This window comes from Falsirhodobacter sp. alg1 (genome assembly GCF_000739715.2).
In the GTDB taxonomy this organism is placed as follows: Bacteria; Pseudomonadota; Alphaproteobacteria; order Rhodobacterales; family Rhodobacteraceae; genus Falsirhodobacter.
Window position 1 is genome coordinate 1 of record NZ_BBJC02000073.1, and the last position, 642, is coordinate 642.

The 642-nt window shown below is 64.5% G+C and carries 2 protein-coding genes; both read left to right on the plus strand.

Annotated elements, in window-relative coordinates:
- The first annotated feature begins 102 nt into the window (after positions 1-102).
- A complete protein-coding gene (locus TR36_RS15245) occupies positions 103-402 on the plus strand; it encodes an L-threonylcarbamoyladenylate synthase (protein ID WP_370553458.1) in 300 nt (99 codons plus the stop codon).
- A partial coding sequence (locus TR36_RS15250; protein WP_202814457.1) for an NAD(P)-binding domain-containing protein occupies positions 317-642 on the plus strand: 326 nt, incomplete at its 3' end. The genes TR36_RS15245 and TR36_RS15250, both read left to right, overlap by 86 nt.

Here is a 642-nt window from a genome sequence, read left to right on the forward strand (position 1 = left end):
ATGCGGGATTGTCCGAAGCCGCGCGTCTGCTGGATGCCGGCGGTCTGGTCGCATTTCCGTCCGTAGACGGTCTACGGCCTTGGCGGTGATGCGCGCACGATCGTGCCGTGGCACGGGATATATGAGGCAAAGGGGCGGCCCAGCTTCAATCCGTTGATCGTCCATCTGGCCGATGCCGCAGATATCGGCCGCTATGCCTATCTGCCTGAAGGGTTCGACCGGTTGGCAGGGTTCTGGCCGGGTCCGCTGACATTGCTGCTGCCCCTGCGTGCGGATGCAGGATTGTCCCCTTTGGTTACGGCAGGGCTGGCAAAGGTTGCAATCCGCATTCCGGCGCATCCGGTGGCGCGGGCACTGTTCTGGCATCGGTTTTCTGGCCAGCCTGCAGCAGGGCGCACCTGATTGGGAGGCGACATCCGGTCCGGCAGCCCTGATCGGTGCCGGCGGTGCGGCACGCGCTGTGGTTTCGGCCCTTCTGGGCGCCGGCGTTCCGGAAATCCGTATCAGCAACCGCACGCGCGAACGTGCCGAGGTGCTGGCCAATGATTTCGGACCGCGCGTGGTCGTCTATGACTGGCTGCAGGCGGCAAACATGCTGGAAGATGCGGCCACCGTGGTCAACACATCCTCGCTGGGCATGGT